At 61.4% G+C, this 21,305-nt stretch carries 17 protein-coding genes; 5 read left to right on the top strand and 12 right to left on the bottom strand.

Going from position 1 to position 21,305, the window contains the following annotated elements; all coding sequences use genetic code 11:
* On the top strand, positions 1-1,160 hold a 1,160-nt coding region (locus L9Z73_RS00265), incomplete at its 5' end, for an alkaline phosphatase D family protein (protein WP_247395535.1).
* A gap of 259 nt (positions 1,161-1,419) precedes the next feature.
* On the opposite strand, the gene L9Z73_RS00260 is transcribed toward L9Z73_RS00265, so the two are convergent.
* Together L9Z73_RS00260 and L9Z73_RS00255 are read right to left on the bottom strand one after the other, a co-directional pair.
* A complete protein-coding gene (locus L9Z73_RS00260) occupies positions 1,420-3,945 on the bottom strand; it encodes a PepSY domain-containing protein (RefSeq protein WP_247395534.1) in 2,526 nt (841 codons plus the stop codon).
* A gap of 134 nt (positions 3,946-4,079) precedes the next feature.
* A complete protein-coding gene (locus L9Z73_RS00255) occupies positions 4,080-6,365 on the bottom strand; it encodes a TonB-dependent receptor (RefSeq protein ID WP_247395533.1) in 2,286 nt (761 codons plus the stop codon).
* A 204-nt stretch (positions 6,366-6,569) separates the two neighbouring features.
* Between L9Z73_RS00255 and L9Z73_RS00250 the strand changes: the two genes are divergently transcribed.
* Both L9Z73_RS00250 and L9Z73_RS00245 read left to right on the top strand, forming a co-directional pair.
* Positions 6,570-7,250, top strand: coding sequence for a Fe2+-dependent dioxygenase (locus tag L9Z73_RS00250; protein ID WP_247395531.1), 681 nt, complete (start codon positions 6,570-6,572; stop codon positions 7,248-7,250).
* Between the two features lie 2 nt (positions 7,251-7,252).
* Complete coding sequence (locus L9Z73_RS00245; RefSeq protein ID WP_247395529.1) at positions 7,253-8,002, top strand: tetratricopeptide repeat protein; 750 nt, start codon at positions 7,253-7,255, stop codon at positions 8,000-8,002.
* Between the two features lie 49 nt (positions 8,003-8,051).
* On the opposite strand, the gene L9Z73_RS00240 is transcribed toward L9Z73_RS00245, so the two are convergent.
* The 5 genes from L9Z73_RS00240 to L9Z73_RS00220 form a co-directional block, all read right to left on the bottom strand.
* Positions 8,052-9,215 carry a type III PLP-dependent enzyme gene (locus L9Z73_RS00240; protein ID WP_247395527.1) on the bottom strand — a complete coding sequence of 388 codons (1,164 nt, stop codon included), beginning with the start codon at positions 9,213-9,215 and terminating at the stop codon, positions 8,052-8,054.
* Positions 9,216-9,693: 478 nt separating this feature from the next.
* Positions 9,694-10,851 carry a betaine/proline/choline family ABC transporter ATP-binding protein gene (locus L9Z73_RS00235; RefSeq protein WP_247395525.1) on the bottom strand — a complete coding sequence of 386 codons (1,158 nt, stop codon included), beginning with the start codon at positions 10,849-10,851 and terminating at the stop codon, positions 9,694-9,696.
* Positions 10,848-11,501, bottom strand: coding sequence for an ABC transporter permease (locus L9Z73_RS00230; RefSeq protein WP_247395523.1), 654 nt, complete (start codon positions 11,499-11,501; stop codon positions 10,848-10,850). The genes L9Z73_RS00235 and L9Z73_RS00230 overlap by 4 nt, the downstream gene beginning before the upstream one ends.
* A 15-nt stretch (positions 11,502-11,516) precedes the next feature.
* Positions 11,517-12,410: a glycine betaine ABC transporter substrate-binding protein gene (locus L9Z73_RS00225; RefSeq protein ID WP_247395522.1), complete on the bottom strand. Its 894-nt coding sequence runs from the start codon at positions 12,408-12,410 to the stop codon at positions 11,517-11,519.
* Positions 12,411-12,430: 20 nt separating this feature from the next.
* Positions 12,431-13,147 carry an ABC transporter permease gene (locus L9Z73_RS00220; RefSeq protein ID WP_247395521.1) on the bottom strand — a complete coding sequence of 239 codons (717 nt, stop codon included), beginning with the start codon at positions 13,145-13,147 and terminating at the stop codon, positions 12,431-12,433.
* A 328-nt stretch (positions 13,148-13,475) separates the two neighbouring features.
* Between L9Z73_RS00220 and L9Z73_RS00215 the strand changes: the two genes are divergently transcribed.
* Positions 13,476-15,059, top strand: coding sequence for a peptide chain release factor 3 (locus tag L9Z73_RS00215; protein ID WP_247395520.1), 1,584 nt, complete (start codon positions 13,476-13,478; stop codon positions 15,057-15,059).
* Positions 15,060-15,353: 294 nt separating this feature from the next.
* Positions 15,354-15,620 (top strand): hypothetical protein, encoded by a 267-nt coding sequence (locus tag L9Z73_RS00210; protein WP_247395519.1) that lies wholly within the window; start codon positions 15,354-15,356, stop codon positions 15,618-15,620.
* Between the two features lie 106 nt (positions 15,621-15,726).
* On the opposite strand, the gene L9Z73_RS00205 is transcribed toward L9Z73_RS00210, so the two are convergent.
* The 5 genes from L9Z73_RS00205 to L9Z73_RS00185 form a co-directional block, all read right to left on the bottom strand.
* Positions 15,727-16,698 carry a peptide ABC transporter ATP-binding protein gene (locus L9Z73_RS00205; protein WP_247395518.1) on the bottom strand — a complete coding sequence of 324 codons (972 nt, stop codon included), beginning with the start codon at positions 16,696-16,698 and terminating at the stop codon, positions 15,727-15,729.
* On the bottom strand, positions 16,698-17,666 hold the full coding sequence (locus tag L9Z73_RS00200) for an ABC transporter ATP-binding protein (protein ID WP_102617145.1): 969 nt from the start codon (positions 17,664-17,666) through the stop codon (positions 16,698-16,700). The genes L9Z73_RS00205 and L9Z73_RS00200 overlap by 1 nt, the downstream gene beginning before the upstream one ends.
* A gap of 10 nt (positions 17,667-17,676) precedes the next feature.
* The gene (locus tag L9Z73_RS00195) at positions 17,677-18,588 is read right to left on the bottom strand and encodes an ABC transporter permease subunit (protein ID WP_247395517.1); all 912 of its coding nucleotides are present in this window, start codon (positions 18,586-18,588) and stop codon (positions 17,677-17,679) included.
* A 10-nt stretch (positions 18,589-18,598) separates the two neighbouring features.
* Complete coding sequence (locus L9Z73_RS00190) at positions 18,599-19,609, bottom strand: ABC transporter permease subunit (RefSeq protein WP_247395514.1); 1,011 nt, start codon at positions 19,607-19,609, stop codon at positions 18,599-18,601.
* 76 nt (positions 19,610-19,685) lie between these two features.
* On the bottom strand, positions 19,686-21,284 hold the full coding sequence (locus L9Z73_RS00185; protein ID WP_247395512.1) for an ABC transporter substrate-binding protein: 1,599 nt from the start codon (positions 21,282-21,284) through the stop codon (positions 19,686-19,688).
* Positions 21,285-21,305: the final 21 nt, after the last annotated feature.

Below are 21,305 nucleotides of genomic sequence, written 5' to 3'. Positions count from 1 at the left end.
TTTGGTGGCGGGAAGTTCAAGGTCGAAAAAAGGCGGTCGGGCAAGCAAGCATTACCGTCGTCATCCCTGTCGAAGGCCGGAAAAAAAGCAGGAAAACCCTGCTGTGCGGCCCAAGACTAGCGCCGCTGCCGGACTTTTTTATCCACAGCGGCGACACCATCTACGCCGACGGCCCGGTGCCGGCGCAACTGACCACCGAGGGCGGGCGCATTTGGCGCAACATCACCACCGAGGCCAAGAGCAAAGTCGCTGAAACCCTCGATGAGTATCGCGGCAATTACCGCTACAACCTGCTGGATGAAAACGTGCGCCGCTTCAACGCCGAAGTGCCGCAGATCTGGCAGTGGGACGACCACGAGGTGGTGAACAACTGGTCGCCGAGCAAGCCGCTCGATGAGCGCTACCAGACCCGGGACATCAACACCCTGGTCGGTCATGCGCGTCAGGCCTGGCTGGAATATTCGCCCATGCGTCGACAAAGCGCCGACGGCGGCGGGCGGATTTATCGCAAGCTCAGTTACGGGCCGCTGCTGGATGTGTTCGTGCTCGACATGCGCAGCTATCGCGGGCCCAACGATGACAACCTGGGCGGCGCAAAACCCTTCCTCGGCCGAGAGCAACTGGACTGGCTCAAGCGCGAACTCAAAGCCTCCCAGGCCCAATGGAAAGTGATCGCCGCCGACATGCCCATCGGCCTCGGCGTGCCTGACGGCGAAGTCAGCCCGGGCGTGCCGCGCTGGGAAGCGATCGCCAACAACGACCCCGGCCCGGCCCAGGGCCGCGAATTGGAAATCGCCGAGCTGCTCGGGTTTCTGCGCGCGCAGCAGGTGCGCAACCATGTGTGGTTGACGGCGGATGTGCATTACTGCGCGGCGCATCACTACCACCCCGATCGTGCAGCGTTTCAGGACTTCGAGCCGTTCTGGGAGTTTGTCGCGGGGCCGCTGAATGCGGGGAGCTTCGGGCCCAATCCGCTGGATAAAACCTTTGGCCCGCAGGTGGTGTTCGAAAAAGCACCGCCTGCGCAGAACACGTCGCCGTTTGCCGGGTTCCAGTTTTTTGGCGAAGTGCAGATCGATGGGCAGACGGCAGAATTGACGGTGATGCTGCGCGATCTGGATGGGGTTTCAGTGTTCGAGCAAAAGCTGCAACCGGTCTGATTTGGAAAGCAGCCAACACTAATTTGGAAAGCAGTCAAAACTGATTTGGAATGCAGTCAAAACTGATTTGGAAAGCAGTCAAAACTGATTTGGAATGCAGTCAAAAACTGATTTGGAATGCAGTCAAAACTGTGGGAGGGGGCTTGCCCCCGATGGCGGTGGGTCAGTAACCCATGAATTGACTGATACACCGCCATCGGGGGCAAGTCGAACCGTCGCACCGCCCCTCCCACATGGGTTCTTCAGTGTTTGCAGGATCTCAGTAGACATCCCGGCGATAGCGGCCCTGTTCGATCAAACGCTCCACCGTCTCGCTGCCCAGCACCTCATGCAGCACCTGATCCACCCCCGCAGCCATCCCCTGCAAACTGCCACACACGTAGATCGCCGCACCGTCCGCCAGCCATCGCCGCAACACGTCCGCCGATTCGCGCAGGCGATCCTGTACGTAGATCTTTTCCTCCTGGTCGCGGGAAAACGCCAGGTCCAGCAGCGCCAGGTCACCGCTGGCCAACCAGCCTTGCAGTTCGTCCTGGCACAGGTAGTCGTGGGCGATTGTGCGTTCGCCGAACAGCAGCCAATTGCGCTGCTGGCCATCGGCAATGCGCGCCTTGAGCAAGCTGCGCAAACCGGCCAGGCCAGTGCCGTTGCCCAGCAGGATCAACGGCGCAGGTGCGTCCGGCAGGTGGAAAGCACTGTTGCGGCGCAAGCGCAGGGTGATGCTTGAGCCGAGGGCCGCGTGTTCGGTCAGCCAGCCCGAGCCCAGGCCGAGTGTGCCGTCTGGATGACGTTCCTGGCGCACGATCAACTCCAGCACGCCGTCGCTGGGAATCGAGGCGATCGAGTATTCGCGCATGCCCAGGGGCGCCAGCGCGTTCACCAGCGCCTGGGCATGCAAGCCCACCAGATGGGCGCGGTTGTCCGGCAGTTGGCGGGTGGCCAGGGCCTGGTCGAGGGTGTGGGCCAGGCCGTCGATCAGCACGCTTTCGCGGCTGGCCAAGCCCAGGCCCTCGAGGAACTGCGTAATGGCCCCGGTGCTGTTGCGCGGCAGGATTTCCACCAGGTCGCCGGCCGTCCAGCTTTGCCCTGACGGCGCGCTCAGCGCCAGCAGGTACACAGCCGAACCGACACTGCCAGGATTGAGCAAGGTGCGTTGGTTCAAGCTGCAGTTTTCATACTGTGCGCTCGGCCACGCCGCTGTCGGCGCATGCCCGGTGAGTTGGCCCAGCTGTTGTTGCCAGTGCAGCAGGGCGTCGGTGTCGCCGCTGTCGACTTCCACGGGGGCGAACAATGGGTTGCCGCCCTGGTGGGTCAGCCAGAAATGCAGGCGCCGGGCAAAGCCGCAGAAGTGCGTGTACTGGCGATCGCCGAGGGCCAGTACCGAGTAGTTCAAGCCCTTGAGGGACAGGTCCTGGCCGAGCACGCTGCGCTCGAAGCCTCGGGCGCTGTCGGGCGCTTCGCCGTCGCCGAAGGTGCTGACCACGAACAGCGCATTTTCTGACTGGCGCAGTTGGTCCTGGCTGACGCTGCCCAGCGGCTGCACGTTGACCGGCAAGCCGGCCGCCTGCAATTGCCCGGCGGTCTGCCAGGCCAGTTGTTCGGCAAAACCGCTCTGGCTGGCAAAGCCGATCAGCCACGCCGGCGCGTGACTGTGATTGGCGCTGAGGCTCTCGCGGGCATTGCGTACCTGACGCTTTTTACGGCGGCGGTCGAGGTACAGCAACCAGCCGGTGATGAAGAACAGCGGCATGAGCAGCGAGCTGACGGTGAGGATGATCCGCCCCACCAGGCCGAAGTAACTGCCGGTGTGCAGTGCATAAATGCTGGTCAGCAATTGAGCCTTGAGGCTTTTGCTGGCGTAGCGGTCGTGGGATTTCACCTCCCCGGTCGCAGGGTCCAGGTTGATCTGGTTCAGCGCGCGGTCGTGGGGCGAATCTTTCAGCAGGTAAAACACCGTGGCCGGCTGCCCGGCGACCGCTGGCATGCGGATGTTGTAGGCGCTCAAGCCTGGGCCGGCGCTGCTGTAGATGCTGCTCCAGATCGCCTCGTAGTTGGCCACCGGCGCCGGGCCTTGCGGCGGCGGGCCGCGTTTGCGCATCCGTTCGTTCTGCGGGGCGTCGGACAGCAGCTTGGTAAGACCCCGGTTGTACCATTCGTAGGACCAGGACAGGCCGGTCAGCGCCGCCAACAGATAGAACAACAGGCACCAGGTGCCGAACACCGAGTGCAGGTCCCAATTGAAACTGCGGCCCTTTTTGCGCCAGTCCAGGGTCAGCCATGCGCGCCAGCTCGCCACCTGGCGCGGCCAGCGCAGGTACAAGCCGGAGAGACAGAAGAACAGCAGGATCAGCGTGCAGGCCCCGGTGATTTGCCGGCCGGTGTCGCCCATCGCGAGGAAGCGGTGCAGTTGCAGGATAAACCCGAATACGTCCTGGCCGACGGCGTCGCCCATGTAGTCGCCGGTGTAGGGATCGAAGTAACGCATCTGGCCGCGCCGTTCACCCGGCGGCGGGGTGAAGAACACGCGCGCGGCGCTGCCGCTGTCGGTTTCCACCCAGAGCATCGACACGGTTTTGCCTTCGCTGGCTTCGAGCTTGCGCACCAGCTCGGCGGGCGGCAGTACCCCGGCCTCGCGTTTTTCCACGCTCAGTACGCTGGGGTTGAGCGCACGCAATAGTTCATCCTGGAACGACACCGCCGCCCCGGTAATCCCCATCAAGGCCAGCACCAGCCCGGCAGTGATGCCGAAGAACCAGTGCAACTGGAACAGGGTTTTCTTCAACACGTCGGACCGCCTCGCTCATCTGGGTATCTGTAGCACGGCGCGCATTATGCCGTGGGTTGTCGAGAAACTTTGTTGTTTAGCACGCAAAAGCCCCACGCATCCGATGCGTGGGGCTTTGGTTTCTGGTTGACCGCTTAGAAGTGGAAGCTGGTGGTCAACAGTGCGGTGCGCCCGGCCGCCTGGTTGGCGAAGTGGGTCGAGAAGGCCTTGTCGTAGTAGGTCTTGTCGGTCAGGTTCTGCACGTTCAGTTGCAGATCGACGTTCTTGGTCAGCTTGTAGCTGGCCATGGCGTCGTAGCGGGTGTAGGACGGTACATACACGGTGTTGCCGACATCGCCGTAGACCTCGTCGACATAGAACGCACCGCCGCCGATGGTCAGTTTCGAAGTGATGTCATAGGTGGTCCACAGGCTGAAGGAGTTCTTCGGCGTATTGGGCATTTGGTTGCCCTCGTTGGAACCGGCGCTGACCACCCCGTTGCGCCCGTTGCGACCGGCTTTGACCAGTTCGCTGTCGAGGTAGCTGTAGCCGGCGAACACTTGCCATTGATCCGTGAGCTTGCCGCTGGCCGAGAGTTCGATGCCGTCGACTTGGGATTCGCCGGCGTTCTGGTAGGTCAGGGCATCGACCAGAATGCGCGTGTTCTTCTTCTCGGTGCGGAATACCGCAGCTGTCAGCGAAAGGCGGTTGTGGAACAGATCCCACTTGGTGCCCAGCTCGTAGTTGACGGTCTCTTCCGGTTGCAGGTCGCTGGTGGCAGCGCCGGCAGACAGTGGGTTGCCGTCGGAGCCTTCACCCACCAGGCCACCGGCCGGGGTTGCCGAGGTGGCGTAGGACGCATAGATGCTGGCGTTCTCCACAGGTTTCCAGACCAGGCCGCCCTGCCAGTTGAAGAATTGGCTGTCTTCCTTGATCTTGGTGCGCCCGGCGGTGGCGTTGGTGTTGGCCACGGTGTCGAAGGTGTCGTAGCGCAGGCCGACGTTCAGCAGCCATTTCGGGTCCAGTTCGATGGTGTCGAACACGTAGGCGCCGCGGCTGGTGGCTTTGGTGTTGGTGCCGTTGTAGTTGCGCGCGATGCTGCCGGTCCAGGCGTCGTCCGGGTTCGGGTTGCTCAGCGAGGTGCATTGGCCGCCCAGGCTGCCTTTGGCCACGGTGCAGACCGGGTTGGCGTTGGGGCTGATGGTGTAGCTGCTGACTCGGGTTTCTTCGCCGGTGAATTCGAGGCCGGTGGAGTAGGTGTTCTTGAAGCCCAGCGCCTGGAAGCTGCCGAACAGGTCGGTCTGGTTGGTGGTGGTCTCGGTGGTCGACACGCGGCTGTTGGCGCGGCGCCACACGGTGCCGAACTTGTTGACGTTGAGTTTGCTGTCGTCCGGCTGCGTGAGGATATAGTCCTGGCCGGTGTTGCCATGGCGCAGGGTGTTTTTCAGCGTCATGTTGTCGTTCAGGTCATGTTCGACGGAGACCGTGCTGATATCGGCGCGGGTCTTGCGGAAGTCGCGGCTCTTGAGGCCGTAGAAGTTATTGCTGTCGCCGCCGTCGTTGGGTTTGTCATGCACGTGGGCGGTGGCGGTCGCGGAGCCGTAGCCGTAGGGAATCCCCGAATCCGGCAGGTCGTCGCTTTCCATGTGGTAGTAGCTGACGTTGACGCGGGTCGGCGTGCCGAGGCCGAAGGTCAGCGACGGCGCCACGCCCCAGCGGTCGTAGTTCACTGCGTCGCGGCCGGCCACGTTCTGCTCGTGGCTCATCAGGTTCAGGCGGAACGCGGCGCTGTCGTCGAGGAACTGGCGGTTGACGTCGAGCACGTAGCGGCGGGTCTGGTCGGAACCGTAGGTGAAGCCGCCGTTGGTGAAGTCCCGCGCCTGGGGCGTCTTGCTCACCAGGTTGAGGCTACCGCCGGCCGAGCCACGCCCGCCGAACGAGGAGTTCGGGCCTTTGCTGACTTCGATCGATTCAATGTCGAAGATTTCACGGCTCTGGCCGCCGGTATCGCGCACGCCGTCCAGGTAGGTGTCGCCCTGGGCGTCAAAACCGCGGATGAACGGGCGGTCGCCCTGGGGGTTGCCGCCTTCACCGGCGCCGAAGGTAATGCCGGGCACGGTGCGCAAGGCGTCCTGCAGCGAGGTGGCAGCGGTGTCCTTGAGCACTTGCTGCGGCACCACGGTGACGGAGCGCGGCGTGTCCACCAGCGGCGCGGTGTATTTTTGCGAAGAGGCTTTCTCGACCTGATAGGAGGTGGCGTCCTGTTCTTCCCCGGTGATGCTGGTGGCGCCCAGGGAGATGCTGTTGCGCTGGCCTTTCTGCTCGGTGTCTTCGGCCGCTTGCGCCAGATGGGCAACGGAGCTGGCGCCGAGAGCAACGCCGATGGCCGAAGCCAGCAAACGTGGTGAACTGGCAGGTGTTTTTAAGCAAGTGCGCGACATGACGTGTCCTTTCCCCAAGGATGTGAGGCCGCGGAATATAGATTGAACAAGACTTTGTATCAATTGCGATTCATTGCTATTCGTACTGAATTTACATTCTTTACACTTTCCCCTTACGGTTTTTACGATCTCGCTCGTCTATGCGTTTTACAGAGTGGATAAGAATCAATACCATTAACGTCTTTCCTCTCTCAGGTATTGACCATGTTGCTGCATATTCCCGGCCTGTTCTCTCGTGAGGAAGTGCAGCGCATCCGCCAAGCGCTGGAAGCGGCCGACTGGGCCGACGGTAAAATCACCGCCGGGTACCAGTCCGCCAAGGCCAAGCACAACCTGCAATTGCCCGAAGGCCACCCGCTGGCCAAGGAAATCGGTGCGGCGATGCTTGAGCGGTTGTGGCAAAACCCGCTGTTCATGTCGGCGGCGTTACCGCACAAAGTCTTCCCGCCGCTGCTTAACTGCTACACCGCCGGGGGCAGTTTCGATTTCCATATCGACAATGCCGTGCGCCAGCCCAAGGGCAGCCATGAGCGGGTGCGCACCGACCTGTCGTCCACCCTGTTCTTCAGCGACCCGGAGGAATACGACGGCGGCGAACTGGAGATCCAGGACACCTTCGGCCTGCAACGGGTCAAACTGCCCGCCGGCGACATGGTGCTCTACCCCGGCTCCAGCCTGCACAAAGTCAACGCCGTGACCCGTGGCGCACGCTACGCCTCGTTTTTCTGGACCCAAAGCCTGGTGCGCGAAGACAGCCAGCGCACCTTGCTGTTCGAGATGGACGGTGCGATCCAGCAACTGAGCGCGGATGTCCCCGACCACCCGGCGTTGATCCAGCTCACCGGCACTTACCACAACCTGTTGCGTCGCTGGGTCGAGGTCTGAGCATGGGCTTTTTATTGCGCCGTGAAGAAGTGCTCAACGTCGAACAGTTGCAGCGCATGCTCGACGACTCACCGGTGCGTGCGGCCCAGGCGATCCTGATCGCGGCCAAGGAGGGCGTGGTCGAGGCCCAGGCATTGCTCGGGCAGATCCTGCTGGAAGGGCGTGGCATCAAGCGCGATCAAGCGCTGGCACTGCGCTGGTTCCAGATCGCGGCGCAGGGCGGGCACTTGATGGCGCGCAATATGTTGGGGCGCTGCCGGGAGCATGGCTGGGGTTGCAGCGCCGACGAAGCGGCTGCGGCGCGGGAATATCAGCTTGCGGCCGAAGCCGGGTTGGATTGGGCGCAGTACAACTACGCCAACCTGCTGGCCACCGGGCGTGGCGTCGCTGAGGATCAAGCACACGCGCTGAGGTGTTATCGCCAGGCGGCGGAGCAGGGCCACGCGAAGTCCATGAACCTGTTGGGACGCTATCTGGAAGAGGGGCAATTTTGCCCGAGGGATCTGGACGCTGCCGTGGCGTGGTATCGACGCTCAGCCGAAGCTGGGGATTTTCGTGGGCAGTTCAGTTATGCGGCGGTGCTGGCCGACAGCGGCCAGATCGAGGCGGCGCTGGCGTGGCTGCGCAAGGCGCTGGCAGGCGGCAATCTGAAGTTTTTGCGGGTGGCGCATCAGGCGCTGGCGGCAGCGAATGATCCGCGGATTCGGGCGATGGCCGATGCCTATGAGCAACGTGCTCTGACCTGTTTCTGAGCTATAAAAAACCCATGACAGGTCATGGGTTTTTTGTTTTAGGGCCGTCTTACACGTAGTACGACTTCAACGGCGGAAAGCCATTGAATTCAACCGCGCTGTAGCTGGTGGTGTACGCACCGGTCGACAACCAGTACATCCGATCACCGATCGCCAGGTTCAGCGGCAGTCCGTACTTGTAGTTTTCGTACATGATGTCGGCGCTGTCGCAAGTAGGACCGGCGATCACCACTTCTTCCATCTCGCCTTTCTTCTCGGTCCAGATCGGGAACTTGATCGCTTCGTCCATGGTTTCGATCAGGCCGGAGAACTTGCCCACGTCCGTGTACACCCAACGCTCGACGGCGGTACGCGATTTACGTGCAACCAGTACCACTTCACTGACCAGGATGCCGGCGTTGGCGATCAGCGAACGGCCCGGTTCCAGGATGATTTCCGGCAGGTCGTCGCCGAAATCTTCCTTGAGGAAGCGGATGATTTCTTCGGCGTAGGTTTCCAGGCTGTTGGTGCGGGTGATGTAGTTGGCCGGGAAGCCGCCGCCCATGTTGATCAGCTTGAGGTGGATGCCGTCTTCTTCCTTCAGGCGCTCGAAGATCACTTTGACCTTGGCGATCGCCGCGTCCCACACACTGATGTCGCGCTGTTGCGAGCCGACGTGGAACGAGATGCCATACGGCACCAGGCCCAGGTCACGCGCCAGGATCAGCAGGTCCATGGCCATGTCGGTCTGGCAGCCGAATTTACGCGACAAAGGCCAGTCAGCCGTGGTCGAGCCTTCGGTGAGGATACGCACATAGATTTTCGAGCCCGGTGCGGCCTTGGCAATGTTGCGCAGGTCGGCTTCGGAATCGGTGGAGAACAGACGCACGCCCTTATCATAGAAGTAGCGGATGTCCTTGGACTTCTTGATGGTGTTGCCGTAGCTGATACGGTCGGCGCTGACGCCGCGGTCCATCACTTTGTCGAGCTCGTAGATCGAGGCGATGTCGAAGCTCGAGCCCTTGTCTTTCAACAGGTCGATGATCTCGACGGCCGGGTTGGCCTTGACCGCGTAATAGATGTTGGCGAATTCGAAACCGGCGCGCAGGTCATCGTAGGCCTGGCTGATCATCGCGGTGTCGATCACCACGAACGGGGTTTCTTGCTTGTCGGCGAACGCCTTCATTTTGTCAAAAGTGGCGCGCGCGAAATAATCTTCGACGTTGATCGACATGCTTGGGGACTCCTAAGGGCAAACTGTATTAATCAATGGGTGCAAATGAACGTCCTCCGTATCCCCACTTTGGTTCGCCTACTTCCCAAGGCATGTCGCCGAAAGCAAAAAGGCCATGGGATCAACCGCTTCCCTTGGCCTTGCTGTCTCGTCGTCAGTACTTGAGCCGGATGGATCGTTTCCAGCATGGACGTTCGGCGCGAACTTTAGGACGTGAGGGACCATAGATCAACTAAAAATGTCGCGTTTTTGCACGCGTTCGTCGCGGGACCACGTGCAGCTACTTATGTAACCGACAGGTGTGACGGATTGATGTTCCCCGCAGGCGGATAATCGAGGGTATTTCCCTGACACACAGAGGGGCAAATGTGGGAGGGGGCTTGCCCCCGATGGCAGTGTGTCAGTCAATGTATTCACGACTGATACACCGCCATCGGGGGCAAGCCCCCTCCCACAGTTTTAAGCGTGTTGTGTCAGATCAGGCCAGGGCTGTTTCTGCAGGCGAAACGATACTGGTCTTGCCCCCACGCGACTTACCGGAGCTCAAGTACTCGGCAATCGACTCCTGCGTCACTTCACCCAAAAACACCCGCTCGGCATCCATCACCGGCAACCACGAACGGTTGAACTCGTACATGCGCGACAACAGGATGCGCAAGTGCTCGTCATACGCCGCCGTGGCGTTGAACTCGAGCAGGTATTGACCGCAAGTGCCGGTCTGACGGTGCAGGTCGCGACGTCGCACATAACCCAGCGCCTTGTTCTCGGCGCAGGTGACCACCACATAGCGGCGGTCGAGTTCGTCCATCAACTCCAGGGCGTCGGCCACCGGGGTTTCCGGGCTGACCGAGGGGGCGTTGTCCGCCGCGTCTTCGGCTTTTACTAGCAGCAGACGCTTGAGGGTGCTGTCCTGGCCGACGAAGTTGCTGACGAACTCGTCCACCGGGTGCGCCAGCAGGGTGTCCGGGTGGTCGATCTGCAGCAGCTTGCCGGCGCGGAAGATGGCGATCTTGTCACCCAGCTTGATGGCTTCATCGATGTCATGGCTGACCATGATCACGGTCTTGTTCAGTGCGCGCTGCATCTCGAAAAATTCGTTCTGGATCATTTCGCGGTTGATCGGGTCGACCGCGCCGAACGGCTCATCCATCAGCAGCAACGGCGCATCCGCCGCCAGCGCACGGATCACGCCGATGCGCTGTTGCTGGCCACCGGACAGTTCGCGCGGATAGCGGTGCAGGTACTGCTTGGGTTCCAGCTTGATCATGCTCATCAACTCGCGGGCGCGGTCGTGGCATTTCTGCTTGTCCCAGCCCAGCAACTTGGGCACGACCACGATGTTTTCCTCGATGGTCATGTTCGGGAACAGGCCGATCTGCTGGATCACGTAGCCGATATTGCGACGCAGGGTCACTTCGTCGAGGTCGGTGGTGTCTTCGCCGTTGATCAGGATCTTGCCCGACGTAGGTTTGATCAGGCGGTTGATCATTTTCAGCGTGGTGCTCTTGCCGCAGCCCGAGGGCCCCAGGAATACGCAAATCTCGCCTTCATTGACGGTCAGGCTTACGTCGTTCACGGCGGAGACAGTTTTGCCGTTGCTTTGAAAAGTCTTGGTCAGGTGTTGAAGTTCGATCATTTGAGCAGTCCTTTTGGAGTCAGCGAGCGTTGCAGCCATTGCAGAAGCAGGTCGGCGAAGATGGCCAGGAGACTGACCAGCACGGCGCCGACGATCAGCATCGACATGTCGCTGCGGCTGATGGAAGCCAGAATAAGTACACCCAGGCCGCCGGCGCCGATGGTGGCGGCGATGGTCATCACGCCGATGTTCATCACCACGGCGGTGCGCACCCCGGCCAGGATCACCGGCACGGCGATGGGCAGTTCGACCATGCGCAGGCGCTGGCCGAAGGTCATGCCGATGCCTTTGGCGGCTTCGCGAATACCCGGGTCCACGCCGGTCAGGGCCAGGTAGGTGTTACGCATGATCGGCAGCAGGGAGTAGAGGAACACGGCGGTGATCGCCGGCATTGGCCCCAGGCCCTGGCCGAATGTGGAGTAGAACGGCAGCAGCAGACCGAACAGCGCGATGGACGGCACGGTCAGCAGCACGGTGGCGCTGGCTTGCAGCGGGCCGGCCAAGCTCGGGAAACGGGTCATCAGCACGCCGAGGGGCACGCCGACGACAATCGCGAGGATCACGGCGATGCCGACCAGGGTGATGTGCTGCCAGGTCAGGTGCAGGACGAGTGCCCAATCAAGATGGGAAAAGGCGTTCAGAAATTCCATGTCTTCTCCTCTTAATTAGTTGATCGGATGTTGGCGCAGGAAATCTGCGGCCACGGCGGACGGGCTTTCATGGTCGACGTCGACCCGCGCGTTCAACTGGCGCATGGTTTCATCGTCGAACAGTGCGGCCAGCGGCTTGAGGTCTGCCGCCAGTTGTGGGTGTGCATCGAGGTACGCCTGGCGCACCACCGGCGCGGCGGTGTAGTCCGGGAAGTAATGTTTGTCGTCTTCGAGCAGCTTCAATTTGAAGGCGCTCAGGCGACCGTCGGTGGTGTAGACCAAACCGGCAAACACCTGGCCATTACGCAGCGCGGTATAGACCAGGCCGGCGTCCATCTGCCGGGTGTTTTTGCGGGTCAGGTTCATGTCGTACAGCTTGACCATGCCGTCCATCCCGTCGGAACGGTTGGCGAATTCGGTGTCCAGGGCCACCAGGCGCGTGCCTTTGTTTGTTTGCGCCAGGGCTTGGGTCAGGTCGCTGATACTGTTGATCTGCGGAAATTCCTTGGCCACGTTCTCTGGCAGCGCCAACGCGTAGGTGTTGCTGAATTTAGACGGCGACAGCCAGGCAAGACCTCTTTTTGCATCGAGTTCTTTCACCCGTGCGTAGGACTGTTCGCTGCTGAGTTTCTCGTCCACATGGTTGTAATTCACCAGCGACACCCCGGTGTATTCCCAGAGCATATCCAGTTGCCCGCTTTCCTGGGCACTGCGCGCCAGATTGCTGCCCAGGCCGCCGGTTACGCGGGTGTCATAGCCCTTGGTGCGCAGGTACTGGGCAGTGATTTCGGCCAGCAAGGTCTGTTCGGTGAACACCCGGGCGCCGATGCGGATGACTGGTTTTTCTGCGGCTTGCGCAATACCTGCGAACAGCAGGACGCAGCTCAATATCAATGTCAGTTTTTTCATGTTGGTTCCTATGCCAAGCCTTAAGACGGACGCAACCCGCGTTCCAGCCAGAGGCGGCTGGCCATGGTCACCAGGCCGTCGAGCAGCAATGCCAGCAACGCGGTACATGCGGCACCGAGCAGCAGTTGCGGATGGTTGTTCAGGGCGATGCCGGGGAAGATCAGGCTGCCCAGGCTGTTGGCACCGATCAGGAACGCCAGCGGCGCGGTGCCGACGTTGATCGCCAGTGCCACGCGCACGCCGCCGATGATGATCGGCACGGCGTTCGGCAACTCGACGCGAAACAGCACCTGGCGCGGGGTCATGCCGATGCCGGTGGCGGCTTCTTTCAGCGAACCTTGGACGTTTTTCAGGCCTTCGTAGGTGTTGCGCACGATGGGCAGCAAGGAGGCGAGGAACAGCGCGAAGATCGCCGGGCCGCTGCCGATGCCGAGGACGCCGAGGGCGATGGCCAGTACGGCCAGGGGAGGGACGGTGTTGCCGATGTTGAAGATTTGCATGAAGCGTTCTGCGCGCCCGACCATGTTCGGTCGGCTGAGCAGGATACCGGCGGGGATGCCCACAATCAGGGCGGCCAGCATGGAGACTAGGACGAGAATCAGGTGAGCTTGCAGGTAAAACAACAAATCGTCGCGGTACAGTTCGATCGTGTTGATGCCGATCCAGTGGATCAGCAGGGCCAGGAGAGCGACGACAACCGCTCCTCCTATCAGCCCTTTGCCATAGCGAATAGCCACAGGCGGACTCCTTTTGTTCAGTCGGCGAACACATTTCTTCGTGGCATGCCATTTCTGGCTGTCAACGGATGTGGACGCGAAAAGCAGCTCGCCAATGCCGGTAAGACGGCGTGAGGTCGAGCTATGAGCGCAGCCTCGTCAGGCTAACTTGCTGATTTTTCAGCCCCTGTTCCGAGTGCGGTAGCAGGGGAGTGGACGTCTCTACCTTTTAAAAGGTTCCATACTTGGCAGTATTTAGCCACCCCCAACCGGGTGAACGGTGGTCCGGCACCCTGGGTTTGCGCTATACTCGCCGCCCTTTTTTGACTCACCTGCCAGGCGATTTCCCATGACCCACCAGGCCGCCGAAGTCGCGAAACGCCGCACTTTCGCCATTATTTCCCACCCCGATGCCGGTAAAACCACCATCACCGAGAAGCTCCTGCTGATGGGCAAGGCAATCGCAGTGGCCGGCACGGTGAAATCCCGCAAATCCGACCGCCATGCCACCTCCGACTGGATGGAAATGGAAAAACAACGGGGTATTTCCATTACCACGTCGGTCATGCAGTTCCCATATCGCGATCACATGATCAACCTGCTCGACACCCCGGGCCACGAAGACTTCTCCGAAGACACCTACCGCACCCTGACCGCGGTGGACTCGGCCTTGATGGTCCTCGACGGCGGTAAGGGCGTTGAGCCACGTACCATTGCGCTGATGGACGTTTGCCGTCTGCGCGACACGCCGATCGTCAGCTTCATCAACAAACTCGACCGCGACATCCGCGACCCGATCGAGTTGTTGGATGAAATCGAAGCGGTCCTGAAGATCAAGGCCGCGCCGATCACCTGGCCGATCGGTTGCTACCGCGACTTCAAGGGTGTGTACCACCTGGCCGACGACTACATCATTGTCTACACCGCCGGCCACGGTCACGAACGCACCGATGTGAAAATCATCGAAAAGCTCGACTCCGACGAAGCCCGCGCTCACTTGGGCGATGAGTACGACCGTTTCGTGGACCAACTGGAGCTGGTGCAGGGCGCCTGCCACGAATTCAACCAGCAGGAATTCCTCGACGGCCAACTGACCCCGGTGTTCTTCGGTACTGCGTTGGGCAACTTCGGTGTCGACCACGTGCTCGACGCCGTGGTGGACTGGGCCCCGCGCCCGCTGGCCCGGGTCGCCAACGAGCGTACCGTGGAGCCGGTGGAAGAGAAATTCGCCGGTTTCGTGTTCAAGATCCAGGCGAACATGGACCCCAAACACCGCGACCGTATCGCCTTTATGCGCATCTGCTCCGGCAGATACGAAAAAGGCATGAAGATGCGCCACGTGCGCATCGGCAAGGACGTGCGCATCGGCGACGCCCTGACGTTCTTCTCCTCCGAGCGTGAACAGCTCGAAGAAGCCTACGCCGGCGACATCATCGGCCTGCACAACCACGGCACCATCCAGATTGGCGACACCTTCACCGAAGGCGAAACGCTGGGCTTCACCGGTATCCCGCACTTCGCCCCGGAACTGTTCCGCCGCGTGCGCCTGCGCGACCCGCTGAAATCCAAGCAACTGCGCCAAGGTTTGCAGCAACTGGCGGAGGAGGGCGCGACCCAGGTGTTCTTCCCCGAGCGCAGCAACGACATCATCCTCGGCGCCGTCGGTGTGCTGCAGTTCGATGTGGTCGCCAGCCGCTTGAAAGAGGAATACAAGGTCGAATGCTCCTACGAGCCAATCACCGTGTATTCGGCGCGTTGGATCGATTGCAGCGATAAGAAGAAGTTGGAAGAGTTCTCCAACAAAGCCGTGGAAAACCTGGCGATCGACGGCGGCGGTCACTTGACCTACCTGGCCCCGACCCGGGTCAATTTGGCGCTGATGGAAGAGCGCTGGCCGGATGTGAAATTCCGCGCGACCCGCGAGCACCATTAAGGTCTGAGCGGTGGACAAGAGGGCGAAGCTGTCATGGCTCCGCCCTTTTTCATGGGCGCGACAAAACAACCTGTGGGAGGGGCGGTGCGACGATTCGACTTGCTCCCGATAGCGGTGGATCAGCCACTCTCTGTGCTGGCTGATCCACCGCTATCGGGAGCAAGCTCCCTCCCACATTTTTTGATCTCCCCCGGCATGGGATTGGCGAGAACCCGGCATCGGGACTAGCGTCAACGCTGGCGGCACTAAACAGCCGTCGTGCGGGATTCACCTACTGACTGGAGGGGATCGACCATGAGTATTGTTCAACGCGTTGTGCTGTTGCTAAAGGTGCTGGTGCTGTTGTCATTGGGAATGTCGACGGCCTGGGCACATAACCCGGTGCAGAGCGGGGCGGCGGTGTTTGCGGTTCAGAGTGGGGAGGGCAAGGTCCTGCAGTTGGCCAAGTCCGAATCGGAGGCTGGCGATGAGGATCAGGGTGGCAGCAAGGGCGATGACGACTCCACCACCGACGAGCCGGGCGATGACAACGCGGATGATGAAGGCGATAGCCAGACGTAGATCCGGCGAAAAAAAGCCCCTCCCTCCAGGCTGATGCGCAACCTGACGGGAAGGGCTGTAGAACGCTGTGTCAACGCGCTCCCCACACGGGAGCGCGGTGCTCGTTTCAGGCGACGAACTGCTCCGCATAGTGGCAAGCCACCTGGCGGTTATCCAACGGCCGCAACTGCGGCTCCTCGCTGCTGCAACGCTCGGTCGCATACGGGCAGCGCTTGTGGAAGGCGCAACCCGACGGTGGGTTCAGCGGGTTGGGCAACTCGCCGACGATCTTGATCTTCGGCTTGTTCGGGTCCGGGTGAATGGTCGGGGTCGCCGACAGCAGCGCCTGGGTGTACGGGTGCAAGGGGCGGGCGTAGATGTCGTCCTTGGGGCCGACTTCCACTGGGCGGCCGAGGTACATCACCATCACGTCGTCGGCAACGTGTTGCACCACCGCGAGGTTGTGGGAAATGAACACGTAGGCGGTGTTGAATTCCTGCTGCAAATCCATGAACAGGTTAAGCACCTGGGCCTGGATCGACACGTCCAGCGCCGAGGTCGGTTCATCCGCCACCAGCACTTTGGGTTGCAGCATCATGGCGCGGGCCAATGCGATCCGCTGGCGCTGGCCACCGGAGAACATGTGCGGGTAGCGCTGGTAGTGCTCAGGGCGCAGGCCCACCTGCTTCATCATCGCCTGGACCTTTTCGCGGCGCTCGGCGGCGGACAGGTTGGTGTTGATCAGCAACGGTTCGCCGAGTTGATCGCCGACTTTCTGCCGTGGGTTCAGCGAGGCATACGGGCTCTGGAATACCATCTGCACGTCTTTGCGCAATTGCTTGCGCTGCGCTTTGTTGGCGCCGGTGACTTCCTGGCCGGCGATTTTCAACGAGCCTGAAGACGGTTCTTCAATCAGCGTCAGCGCACGGGCCAGGGTGGATTTGCCGCAACCCGACTCGCCTACCACCGCGAGCGTCTTGCCGGCTTCCAGCTCAAAGGACACGCCGTTGAGGGCGCGCACGGTGGCGTGGCCCTTGAACAGGCCACGGGACACTTCGTAGTGACGGGTCAGGTCGCGGGCGGTAAGAACGACGGCCATTACGCCACCTCCTGGTTCAAGGGGTAGAAGCAGCGTGCAAGGCTGTTCGATTTAGGGTCCAGGCCCGGACGGGTCTGGCGGCAGCTGTCCTGCACGTAGGGGCAACGCGGCGACAACAGGCAACCTTGCGGGCGGTCATAACGGCCGGGCACGATGCCGGGCAGCGTGGCCAGGCGCGCGGCACCGAGGCTGTGCTCCGGGATCGCCTTGAGCAGCGCTTCGCTGTAGGGATGCGCCGGAATATCGAACAGTTGCGGCACCTGGCCGACTTCCACCGCTTGGCCGGCGTACATCACGCACACGCGCTGGGCGGTTTCTGCCACGACCGCGAGGTCGTGGGTGATCAGCACCAGGCCCATGTTCTGCTCTTTTTGCAGGGCCAGCAGCAGGTCCATGATCTGCGCCTGGATGGTCACGTCTAGCGCGGTGGTCGGTTCGTCGGCGATCAGCAACTTCGGTTCGCCGGCAATCGCCATCGCGATGGCCACACGCTGGCTCATACCGCCGGACAATTGGTGCGGGTAGGCGTCCATCCGGCTGGCAGCGCCAGGGATCTCGACTTTTTCCAGCAGTTCGATGGCGCGCTTGCGCGCTTGCTTGCTGGACATCTTCAGGTGCAGGCGCAGCACTTCTTCGATCTGGAAACCCACGGTGTAGCTGGGGTTCAGTGCGGTCATCGGGTCCTGGAACACCATCGCCAGGTCTTTGCCGACGATTTGCCGACGCTGGCGGTTGCTCAGCTTGAGCATGTCTTTGCCGTCGAAGTTCAGGGCGTCGGCGGTGACGATGCCGGGGTGCTCGATCAGGCCCATCAGCGCCATCATGGTCACGGATTTACCCGAGCCCGACTCGCCCACGATCGCCAGCACTTCGCCTTTGTCGACGCTAATGTCGAGGCCGTCGACCACCGGCACGGCGGTCTTGTCGCCGAAGCGCACGTTGAGATTTTTGATTTCTAACAGTGACATGGGAAGCTCCTCAGGCGGCGTTCTTGAGTTTCGGGTCTAGCGCATCGCGCAGGCCGTCGCCCATCAAGTTGATTGCCAGCACGCTGAGCAAAATGGTCAGACCCGGCAGGCTCACGACCCACCAGGCGCGTTCGATGTAGTCACGGGCCGAAGCCAGCATGGTGCCCCACTCCGGCGTTGGCGGTTGCACGCCCAAGCCGAGGAAGCCGAGGGCTGCGGCATCGAGAATCGCCGAAGAGAAACTCAGGGTCGCCTGGACGATCAGCGGTGCCATGCAGTTGGGCAGCACGGTGATGAACATCAGGCGGGGCAGGCCGGCACCGGCCAGGCGGGCGGCGGTCACGTAGTCGCGGTTCAGTTCGCCCATCACCGCAGCGCGGGTCAAACGCACGTAGGACGGCAGCGACACGATGGCGATGGCGATCACGGTGTTGATCAGGCCAGGGCCGAGGATCGCGACAATGGCAACGGCCAGCAGCAGCGACGGCAGGGCCAGCATGATGTCCATCAGGCGCATGATGGTCGGGCCGAGCAGGCGCGGGAAGAACCCGGCGAACAGCCCGAGCAGGATGCCCGGAATCAGCGACATCACCACCGACGACAAGCCGATCAGCAACGACAGGCGCGAGCCCTGGATCAGGCGCGAGAGCAAGTCACGGCCGAGTTCGTCGGTGCCGAGCAGGAACTGGATCTGCCCACCTTCCAGCCACGACGGCGGGGTCAGCAGGAAGTCACGGTATTGCTCGCTGGGGTTGTGCGGCGCCACCCAGGGGGCGAAGAGCGCGCAGAACACGATCAGCAGCATAAACAGCAGGCCGGCGACTGCGCCTTTGTTTTGGGAGAAGGCTTGCCAGAATTCTTTGTACGGGGACGGGTACAGCAGGCTTTGATCGACTGCTGACACTGGAGTGGGTGTGGTCATGGTCATGATCTCAGCGCTGGTGACGGATGCGTGGGTTGGCGAAGCCGTAGAGGATATCCACCACGAAGTTCACCACGATCACCAGGCAGGCGATCAGCAGAATGCCGTTTTGCACCACCGGGTAGTCCCGCGCGCCAATGGCTTCGATCAGCCATTTGCCGATGCCGGGCCACGAGAAGATGGTTTCGGTCAATACCGCACCGGCCAGCAAGGTGCCGACTTGCAGGCCGACCACGGTGAGGACCGGGATCAGCGCGTTACGCAGGCCGTGGACGAAGACGACGCGCGCCGGCGACAGGCCTTTGGCCTTGGCGGTGCGGATGTAGTCTTCGCGCAGTACTTCGAGCATCGACGAGCGGGTCATCCGCGCAATCACCGCCAGCGGGATGGTGCCGAGCACGATAGCCGGCAGGATCAGGTGGTGCAGGGCGTCCCAGAACGCATCCGGCTCGTTGGCCAGCAGGGTGTCGATCAGCATGAAACCGGTGCGTGGCTCGATGTCGTAGAGCAGGTCGATACGCCCGGAAACCGGGGTCCAGCCCAGGCTCACCGAGAAGAACATGATCAGGATCAGGCCCCACCAGAAGATCGGCATCGAATAGCCCGCGAGGGAGATGCCCATCACCCCGTGGTCGAACAGCGATCCTCGCTTCAAGGCCGCGATCACCCCCGCCAACAGGCCCAGGATACCGGCGAACAACAGGGCGGCCATGGACAGTTCCAGGGTCGCCGGGAAGAGTGCGGTGAACTCGGTCCACACGCTGGTGCGCGTGCGCAGGGACTCGCCAAGGTCGCCTTGGGCGAGCTTGCCGACATAGTCCAGGTATTGCGCATACAGCGGCTTGTTAAGGCCAAGGCGTTCCATTGCCTGTGCGTGCATCTCGGGGTCGACGCGGCGCTCGCCCATCATGACTTCGACGGGGTCGCCGGGAATCATGCGAATCAACGCAAAAGTCAGCAACGTGATGCCGAAGAATGTGGGGATCAATAACCCCAATCGGCGGGCAATAAAACTAAACATCTTGTGGTGTACCTCAATCAGCCGGTTAGGCAGGTTCGGCACCGTCAACGTCGACGGTGTCGAGCGTTTTTCTTATTTACTTCACCTGGGTGGTGGCGAAGTTATTGTTACCTAGAGGGCTTTGGGTAAAGCCTTCTACGTTTTTGCGCATGGCGGTGAACAGTTTCGGGTAAGCCATGGGAAGCCATGGTTGATCCTTGCCGAAAACGTCCTGTGCCTGTTCATAGAGCGCAGCCCGTGCTGCCGGTTCCTCGATTGCGCGGGCCTTGTCGATCAAGGCTTGAAACGCCTCGTTACACCAGCGCGCGTAGTTTTCGCCGTTTTTGGCGGCATCGCAACTCAGGTTAGGCGTGAGGAAGTTATCCGGGTCGCCGTTATCACCTACCCAGCCTGCGGAAACCATGTCGTGTTCGCCGGCTTTGGCGCGCTTGAGCATCTCGCCCCATTCCATGACCTTGATGTTGATCTTCAGGCCAACCTGGGCCAGATCCGCCTGCATACGCTGGGCGCCCATCATTGGGTTGGGGTTGGTCGGGCCGCCGTTGGCGCGAGTGAACAGGGTGAATTCGGTGCCTTCCGGTACGCCGGCTTCCTTGAGCAGGGCGCGGGCCTTGTCCAGGTCGCGTGGCGGGTTTTTCAGTGTGTCGCTGAAGCCTAGCAGCGTTGGTGGATACGGGCCGGTGCCCACGACGGCGTTGCCTTCGCCAAACAGTGCTTTGGTATAGCCGGCCTTGTCGAACGCGATGTTGATCGCGTGACGTACCCGCGGGTCGCTCATGTACTTGTGGGTGGTGTTCAGGGCGGTGTAGCTGGTGGTCATCGCCGCCAGTTCATCGATCTTCAGGTTCGGGTCTTTCTTGATACTTGGGATGTCATCCGGCTTTGGATACAGCGCGACCTGACACTCGTTGGCCTTGAGCTTCTGCAGGCGCACGTTGTTGTCGGTGGTGATCGCGAGGATCAGCGGGTCGGCCGGTGGCTTGCCGCGGAAGTAGTCCGGGTTGGCCTTGAAGCGCACCTGGGCGTCCTTGGCGTAGCGGGTGAAGATGAACGGGCCGGTGCCGATCGGCTTGGCGTTGAGGTCATCGGTCTTGCCGGACTTGAGCAACTGGTCGGCGTATTCGGCGGAGTGAATCGAGGAAAACGCCATGGCCAGGTCGGCCAGGAACGGTGCTTCACGGCGCGTCAGGGTAAAGACGACAGTGTGATCGTCGGTCTTCTCGACGCTCTTGAGCAGTTCCTTGAAGCCCATGCTTTCAAAGTACGGGTAGCCCACGTTGGACTTGGTGTGCCACGGGTGTTTCGGGTCCAGCTGGCGCTGGAAGCTCCAAAGCACGTCGTCGGCGTTCAGGTTGCGCGTGGGTTTGAAGTAGTCGGTGGTGTGGAACTTGATGTCTTCACGCAGGTGGAAGGTGTAGGTCAGGCCGTCGGCGCTGATTTGCGGGAGGTCTTTGGCCAGCGCGGGGACCACTTCGGTGGTGCCTGGTTTGAAGTCCACCAGGCGGTTGAACATAGTTTCGGCGGCGGCGTCGGCGGTGACGGCCGTGGTGTACAGGACCGGATCGAAACCTTCCGGACTGGCTTCGGTGCAGACCACCAGCGGTTTGGCCGAAATGCCAACCGCCACGCTCAACAGCGCAGCGGCAATGGCGGCTTGTAACGGGAGCATGTTCATTCGGAGCCCTCTGCAATCGAT

Source organism: Pseudomonas emilianonis (assembly GCF_023072625.1).
Lineage (GTDB): Bacteria > Pseudomonadota > Gammaproteobacteria > Pseudomonadales > Pseudomonadaceae > Aquipseudomonas > Aquipseudomonas paraveronii.
Note: the sequence above shows the minus strand (reverse complement) of the source record. Positions and strands in the feature narration are given on the sequence as shown.

Bases quoted from the DNA above. Each gene is read 5' to 3' on its own strand.
- L9Z73_RS00255 (WP_247395533.1), bottom strand. From the start codon at position 6,365: ATGTCGCGCACTTGCTTAAAAACACCTGCCAGTTCACCACGTTTGCTG.
- L9Z73_RS00250 (WP_247395531.1), top strand. From the start codon at position 6,570: ATGTTGCTGCATATTCCCGGCCTGTTCTCTCGTGAGGAAGTGCAGCGC.
- L9Z73_RS00245 (WP_247395529.1), top strand. From the start codon at position 7,253: ATGGGCTTTTTATTGCGCCGTGAAGAAGTGCTCAACGTCGAACAGTTG.
- L9Z73_RS00240 (WP_247395527.1), bottom strand. From the start codon at position 9,215: ATGTCGATCAACGTCGAAGATTATTTCGCGCGCGCCACTTTTGACAAA.
- L9Z73_RS00235 (WP_247395525.1), bottom strand. From the start codon at position 10,851: ATGATCGAACTTCAACACCTGACCAAGACTTTTCAAAGCAACGGCAAA.
- L9Z73_RS00230 (WP_247395523.1), bottom strand. From the start codon at position 11,501: ATGGAATTTCTGAACGCCTTTTCCCATCTTGATTGGGCACTCGTCCTG.
- L9Z73_RS00225 (WP_247395522.1), bottom strand. From the start codon at position 12,410: ATGAAAAAACTGACATTGATATTGAGCTGCGTCCTGCTGTTCGCAGGT.
- L9Z73_RS00215 (WP_247395520.1), top strand. From the start codon at position 13,476: ATGACCCACCAGGCCGCCGAAGTCGCGAAACGCCGCACTTTCGCCATT.
- L9Z73_RS00210 (WP_247395519.1), top strand. From the start codon at position 15,354: ATGAGTATTGTTCAACGCGTTGTGCTGTTGCTAAAGGTGCTGGTGCTG.
- L9Z73_RS00205 (WP_247395518.1), bottom strand. From the start codon at position 16,698: ATGGCCGTCGTTCTTACCGCCCGCGACCTGACCCGTCACTACGAAGTG.
- L9Z73_RS00200 (WP_102617145.1), bottom strand. From the start codon at position 17,666: ATGTCACTGTTAGAAATCAAAAATCTCAACGTGCGCTTCGGCGACAAG.
- L9Z73_RS00195 (WP_247395517.1), bottom strand. From the start codon at position 18,588: ATGACCACACCCACTCCAGTGTCAGCAGTCGATCAAAGCCTGCTGTAC.
- L9Z73_RS00190 (WP_247395514.1), bottom strand. From the start codon at position 19,609: ATGTTTAGTTTTATTGCCCGCCGATTGGGGTTATTGATCCCCACATTC.
- L9Z73_RS00185 (WP_247395512.1), bottom strand. From the start codon at position 21,284: ATGAACATGCTCCCGTTACAAGCCGCCATTGCCGCTGCGCTGTTGAGC.